At 59.3% G+C, this 6322-nt stretch carries 7 protein-coding genes; 6 read left to right on the top strand and 1 reads right to left on the bottom strand.

Going from position 1 to position 6322, the window contains the following annotated elements; all coding sequences use genetic code 11:
- The first annotated feature begins 14 nt into the window (after nt 1-14).
- Together AAAB16_RS26240 and AAAB16_RS26235 are read left to right on the top strand one after the other, a co-directional pair.
- Nucleotides 15-1301: a M18 family aminopeptidase gene (locus AAAB16_RS26240; RefSeq protein ID WP_110616283.1), complete on the top strand. Its 1287-nt coding sequence runs from the start codon at nt 15-17 to the stop codon at nt 1299-1301.
- A gap of 60 nt (nt 1302-1361) precedes the next feature.
- A complete protein-coding gene (locus AAAB16_RS26235) occupies nt 1362-1760 on the top strand; it encodes a GFA family protein (protein ID WP_340666009.1) in 399 nt (132 codons plus the stop codon).
- 119 nt (nt 1761-1879) lie between these two features.
- Here the strand turns inward: AAAB16_RS26235 and AAAB16_RS26230 are convergent, their stop codons facing one another.
- The gene (locus tag AAAB16_RS26230; protein ID WP_340666008.1) at nt 1880-2596 is read right to left on the bottom strand and encodes a UTRA domain-containing protein; all 717 of its coding nucleotides are present in this window, start codon (nt 2594-2596) and stop codon (nt 1880-1882) included.
- Nucleotides 2597-2926: 330 nt separating this feature from the next.
- On the opposite strand from AAAB16_RS26230, the gene AAAB16_RS26225 reads away from it, so the two are divergent.
- From AAAB16_RS26225 to AAAB16_RS26210, 4 genes are all read left to right on the top strand, one after another.
- The gene (locus AAAB16_RS26225) at nt 2927-3985 is read left to right on the top strand and encodes an ABC transporter substrate-binding protein (protein ID WP_110616281.1); all 1059 of its coding nucleotides are present in this window, start codon (nt 2927-2929) and stop codon (nt 3983-3985) included.
- Between the two features lie 84 nt (nt 3986-4069).
- Complete coding sequence (locus AAAB16_RS26220; protein WP_340666007.1) at nt 4070-4876, top strand: alkaline phosphatase family protein; 807 nt, start codon at nt 4070-4072, stop codon at nt 4874-4876.
- Nucleotides 4873-5715 carry an ABC transporter permease subunit gene (locus AAAB16_RS26215; protein WP_110616279.1) on the top strand — a complete coding sequence of 281 codons (843 nt, stop codon included), beginning with the start codon at nt 4873-4875 and terminating at the stop codon, nt 5713-5715. The genes AAAB16_RS26220 and AAAB16_RS26215 overlap by 4 nt, the downstream gene beginning before the upstream one ends.
- Nucleotides 5702-6322: ABC transporter permease subunit (locus tag AAAB16_RS26210; RefSeq protein ID WP_340666006.1), on the top strand; the 621-nt coding region annotated here is incomplete at its 3' end. The genes AAAB16_RS26215 and AAAB16_RS26210, both read left to right, overlap by 14 nt.

Raw genomic sequence — 6322 nt, 5'->3', positions numbered from 1 at the left:
GCCTGGAGTGCCCTATGCGCGAAGAATTGAACCAAGGCCTGATCGATTTTCTCAAGGCCTCACCAACGCCCTTCCATGCCACCGCCAGCCTGGCCATGCGCCTGGAAACGGCCGGTTATGTGCACCTTAACGAGCGCGACACCTGGCACACCGAAGCCGGTGGGCGCTACTACGTAACCCGCAACGACTCCTCGATTATCGCCTTCAAGCTGGGTACCCGCTCCCCCTTGGAAGGTGGCCTGCGCATGGTTGGCGCCCACACCGACAGCCCGTGCCTGCGGGTCAAGCCGCAGCCGGAATTGCAGCGCCACGGCTTTCTGCAATTGGGTGTGGAAGTGTATGGCGGCGCCCTGCTCGCCCCCTGGTTTGACCGCGATCTGTCGCTGGCCGGCCGCGTTACCTTTCGCCGCGACGGCAAAGTGGAAAGCCAGCTCATCGACTTTCTGGTGCCCATCGCGGTGATCCCCAACCTGGCCATTCACCTCAATCGTGAAGCCAACCAAGGCTGGGCAATCAACGCGCAAAACGAACTGCCGCCAATTCTGGCGCAAGTGGCTGGCGACGAACGCTACGACTTCCGCGCCTTGCTCGCCGACCAGCTGGGTCGCGAACACGGCCTGAATGCTGACGCGGTGCTGGATTACGAACTGAGCTTTTACGACACCCAAGACGCCGCCGTTATTGGCCTGAACGCCGACTTTATCGCCGGTGCACGCCTGGACAACCTGCTGTCCTGCTTTGCCGGCCTGCAAGCCTTGCTGCACAGCGCCGACGAAGAAACTTGCCTGCTGGTGTGTACCGACCACGAAGAAGTCGGCTCCAGCTCCTGCTGCGGCGCCGATGGCCCGATGCTGGAACAAGTGCTGCGCCGCGTGTTGCCGCAGGACGAAGACTTTGTGCGGGTGATTCAAAAGTCGTTGCTGGTTTCGGCCGACAACGCCCACGGCGTGCACCCCAACTACGCCGACAAACACGACGGCAACCACGGCCCGAAACTCAACGCAGGCCCCGTGATCAAGGTCAACAGCAACCAGCGCTACGCCACCAGCAGCGAAACCGCCGGCTTCTTCCGCCACCTGTGCCTGGCCGAAGAAGTGCCGGTGCAAAGCTTTGTGGTGCGCAGCGATATGGGCTGCGGCTCAACCATTGGCCCGATCATCTCCAGCCAGCTAGGCGTGCGCACCGTGGATATCGGCTTGCCGACTTTTGCCATGCACTCGATTCGCGAGTTGGCCGGCAGCCATGACCTGGAACACTTGGTGAAGGTGCTGACCGCGTTTTACGGCACTGAGTTGTTTTGAAAATGTTGGGTTGAGCCACAGGCGAAGCCCAACAAAGCCAGCGCATACCCGGAGAAAGCCATGCACGGCAGCTGCCTCTGCAAAACCATCACCTACGCGGTCGACAGCCTCGATATGCCGATCAGCCACTGCCATTGCGACACCTGCCGCAAAGCGCATTCGGCGACCTTCGCCACCACGGCAGGGGTGATGCGGGAGCACTTCCGCTGGTTAAGCGGTGAAGACAAGCTGGCGCGTTATGAATCATCGCCCGGCAAATTTCGCTGCTTTTGCTCGGTATGCGGCAGCCAGTTGATTGCCGATCGCCCGGCACAACCCCACGTCATCGTGCGAGTGGCCACGCTGGATGAAGACCCCGGCAAACGCCCGCAGCAACATATCTGGACCGAGCACGATAAGCCGTGGTTAAGCGGCGACGGCATTCCCGCCTATCCCCAATGGCAGCCCGGACGAGGCTAACGACACCCACTCCGTAGTCCCCGCGCAGGCGGGGACGCAGAATATTGAATGGATCGAGGTGCTGCGTACGACATACAACGCTGGGTCCCCGCTTGCGCGGGGACGACGGAGGTTTGTTGTTACTCCGGCACTTCCACGCTGACGTGAATCGCGTCATGCCGCCAACATTCAATATCGCAGTCGATCAAGCGCCCGTGCTGGTCGCGGTTTACCCGGGTAATCCGTAGCGCTGGGCTCCCCACCGAAACCTTCAACGCCGCCGCCGCTTCCAGATGCAATGCGGTCGGCACCATGTCAAAGCGCACACGGCCGTAGTGAATGGCGTATTGGCGCGCATACAGCTCAGTCAGCGACAGGGTCAAATCGAAGTCGAGAATGCCGGGAAAGTACGCCGGGTTCAGGTAGTGCTCCACATACAACACCAAGCGCCCATCTACCCGCCGCGCGCGGCGAATCTGGATAACGCTGGACAGCGCCGGCAATTCCAACAAATCGCAAATCACCGCTGGCGCCGGCATTAGCCGCGCGGAAATGACTTCCGTCGACGGCTGTCGTCCCTGCTCACCGACCATCGCATCAAAGTGGCTGCGCACCAGCGGGTTATAGGCCAGGCGTGGCAACGAGACAAACCAACCACGGCGCTCCTCGCGGTAAATCAGTCCCTGCGCTTCCAACTGGCCCAAGGCTTCACGCAGGGTAATGCGCGTGGTGTCGAACACCTCGCTCAGTTTGCGCTCGGCCGGCAGCTTGCTGCCCGAGGGCAACAGGCCGTGTTCTATCTGCTCTTCCAGTGCCCGGCAGATCGCCGTGACCGCACGGGGTGCCTCATCTCGCATCAAATGCCCTCATCTGGACTAGTCCAGCACCATTTCGGCGCCAGTTCGGGTAGTGGAACCGCCCGAAACCATCAGCAAACCCTAGTCAGCGTAGATGACTGTTGCATGACAACAGAGCCAGATTGCACGCTACATGCCAATCGCAGCACAACGTCTATATTTTCTAAATCAAGCACTTAACCATGGTCTACGCTCTCTTGACGCACCCCGCCACTGCCTTGGCGGTGCGGCGTGCTAGAGCGGCCCGACACAAAATTGTCATGCTTACCCGCTAACTTGGCTTGGCTATTGCTGATCTAGACCAACACCCTCAACACGAAGGAGCGTCGAATGAAACGCCTGTTGCTAGCTTCAATCTTGGGATCGACCATTGCTCTGGCCAACCTGGCCATGGCTGCAGACACCGATTTGAAAGCCCTGGAAACCGCCGCCAAAGCTGAAGGCGAGGTCAACAGCGTGGGCATGCCCGATAGCTGGGCTAACTGGAAAGACACTTGGGTCGACTTGGGCAAACTCTACGGCCTCAAGCACCTGGACACCGACATGAGCTCGGCACAGGAAATCGCCAAGTTCGCCGCAGAAAAAGACAACGCCACCGCCGATATCGGTGACGTCGGTGCGGCCTTTGGCCCCATCGCCACCGCACAGGGTGTAACCCAACCCTACAAACCCAGCACCTGGGCACAAGTACCAGACTGGGCAAAAGATAAAGACGGCCACTGGGCACTCGCCTACACCGGCTCCATCGCGTTTATCGTCAACAAAAAGCTGGTCAAAGACGTACCCAAATCCTGGGCTGACTTGGAAAAAGGTAAGTACAAGGTCGCCATCGGTGACGTTAGCGCTGCTGCTCAAGCGGTAAACGGCGTATTGGCTGCGGCCATCTCCAAAGGCGGTGACGAGAAGAACATTCAGCCAGGCCTCGACCTGTTCGCTGAAATCGCTAAGCAAGGTCGTCTGTCGCTGTCCAACCCGACTATTCAGACCCTGGAAAAAGGCGAAGTGGAAGTGGGCATCGTCTGGGACTTCAACGGCCTCAGCTACCGCGACCAGATCGACCCAAGTCGCTTTGAAGTGCTGATTCCGTCCGACGGTTCGGTAATCTCCGGCTACACCACCATCATCAACAAGTACGCCAAGCACCCGAACGCGGCCAAACTGGCGCGTGAGTACATCTTCAGCGACGCCGGCCAAATCAACCTGGCCAAAGGCAATGCCCGCCCGATCCGTGCCGAGCACCTGACGCTGCCAGCTGACGTGCAAGCCAAGCTGCTGCCAAACGCGCAATACGCCAAGGTACAGCCGATTAAAGACGCCAAAGCCTGGGAAGAAACCTCCAAGGCCCTTCCAGGCCTGTGGCAGGAAAACGTGATCATCAATATGGAATAAGAAGTCTGCTGGCCTAGGCTTGTGACGGAAGAAAGCGGCCTGCCGCTTTCTTCTTTTTTGGCCCACGACTTCTTGGGGTAGTACATGAAGCACAACGTCATCCTGGTGTTACTCGATGGCCTCAATTACGGGGTTGCCCAGCACGCGATGGGCCATCTCCAGGCGTATTGCGGCGCTGGCCGCGCAGCGCTGTACAAGCTCGAATGCGAGCTGCCGGCACTGAGCCGCCCGTTGTATGAATGCATTCTTACTGGCGTGCCGCCGATTGAAAGCGGCATCGTGCATAACGATGTCTCGCGCCTGTCCAACCACCAGAGCATCTTTCACTACGCCAGCAGCGCCGGCTTGGTGACGGCCTCAGCCTCCTACCATTGGGTCAGCGAGCTGTACAACCGCAGTCCGTTTAATGCCGCGCGCGACCGCCATACCGATGCGCCCGAACTGCCGATTCAACACGGCCACTTCTACTACGCCGACCATTACCCGGACTCCCATTTATTCGCCGACGCCGAAAGCCTGCGGGTAAAACACTCGCCCCACTTCCTGCTGGCGCACCCGATGAATATCGACGACGCCGGCCACAAGCACGGCCTCGACAGCCCGCAGTACCGCAATAGCGCGCGGGTCGCCGACCTGCTGCTGGCTGAGTATCTGCAACGTTGGCTCGATGCCGGCTACCAAGTGCTGGTCACCGCCGACCACGGCATGAACAACGACCGCTCGCATAACGGCCTGCTCACCGAAGAGCGTGAAGTGCCGCTGTTTGTGCTGGGTAGCGCCTTTAGCCTAGACAGTTTTGCCAACCCGAAACAAACCGAACTGTGCGGCACCATCTGCGAATTGCTCGGTGTGGCCCACGACAAACCTGTCTGCCGGGAGCTGTTGAAGTGAATTCAGTCACCCGTGGCAAATGGCTGGCCGTGCTATGCCTGCTGCCGTTTGCGATCTTCTTTATCGCCTTTCAAATCGCCCCGCTGTTGTGGGTGGCGATCAATAGCCTGGACAGCGCCGCGGGTTGGGGCCTGAGCAATTACGCCAAGGTGTTTAGCTCGAAGTTCTACTTGCAGGCGATTCAGCACAGCTTGGAAATTTCGTTCTGGTCCAGCGTGATCGGCATCGTCATCGCCGTACTCGGCGCTTACTCGCTGCGCAAAGTCGACAGCAAGCTGCGCGACTTCGTCATGGCCTTTTCCAATATGACCAGCAACTTCGCTGGGGTGCCGCTGGCCTTCGCCTTCGTGATCCTGCTCGGTTTTAACGGCGCGCTGACCATCATCCTCAAGCAGGCCGGGGTAATTGATGACTTCAACCTGTACTCAAAAACCGGCCTGATCGTGCTGTACACCTACTTCCAGATTCCCCTTGGCGTACTACTGCTTTACCCAGCTTTTGATGCCCTGCGTGAAGACTGGCGCGAGTCGGCCGAACTGCTGGGCGCCAGCACTTGGGATTTTTGGCGGCATATCGGCCTGCCGGTGTTGACCCCGGCGCTGCTCGGCACTTTTATCATTTTGTTGGCCAATGCTCTGGGCGCCTACGCCACGGTGTATGCGCTGACTACCGGCAACTTTAACGTGCTGCCGATCCGTATTGCCGCCATGGTCGCCGGCGATATCTCGCTTAACCCGAATCTGGCCAGCGCCTTGGCGATGGTGTTGGTGGGGCTGATGGCGGTGATTACCGTGGTCCATCAATGGCTGCTAAAGAGGAGCTACCATGTCGCGCGTTGAAGCCCGAGCGGCTGGGCTGTATCACCGCACGGTGGTCACTCTGCTGTTTCTGATCTTGCTGTTGCCGCTGGCCGGCACCCTGCTCTACTCCGTATCCACCAGCTGGTCGGCGACCATTTTGCCCGACGGTTTGACGCTGAAATGGTATGCCCAGCTGTGGACCGACCCGCGTTTTCTCGCCGCCTTCGGCCAATCGCTGCTGGTCTGTTTCGGTGCCTTGCTGCTGTCGGTGGTGCTGATTTTGCCGCTGCTGTTTGTGGTGCATTACCACTTCCCCAAACTCGACGGCCTGATGAACATTCTGATCTTGCTGCCTTTCGCCGTGCCGCCGGTGGTGTCGTCGGTGGGCCTGCTGCAGATTTACGGTTCCGGGCCGCTGGCAATGGTAGGTACGCCATGGATTCTGATCGGCTGCTACTTCACCGTGGCGCTGCCGTTTATGTACCGGGCGATCACCAACAACTTGCAAGCGATCAACCTGCGCGACCTGATGGACGCCGCCCACCTGCTTGGCGCCAGCACCTGGAAAGCCGCGTTTTTGGTGGTGCTGCCCAACCTGCGCAAAGGCCTGATGGTGTCGCTGTTCCTGTCGTTCTCTTTTCTGTTT

Source organism: Pseudomonas sp. (assembly GCF_037994325.1).
Lineage (GTDB): Bacteria > Pseudomonadota > Gammaproteobacteria > Pseudomonadales > Pseudomonadaceae > Aquipseudomonas.
The sequence above is the reverse complement of the archived record's forward strand: the minus strand, read 5'-3'. Positions and strand labels throughout refer to the sequence as shown.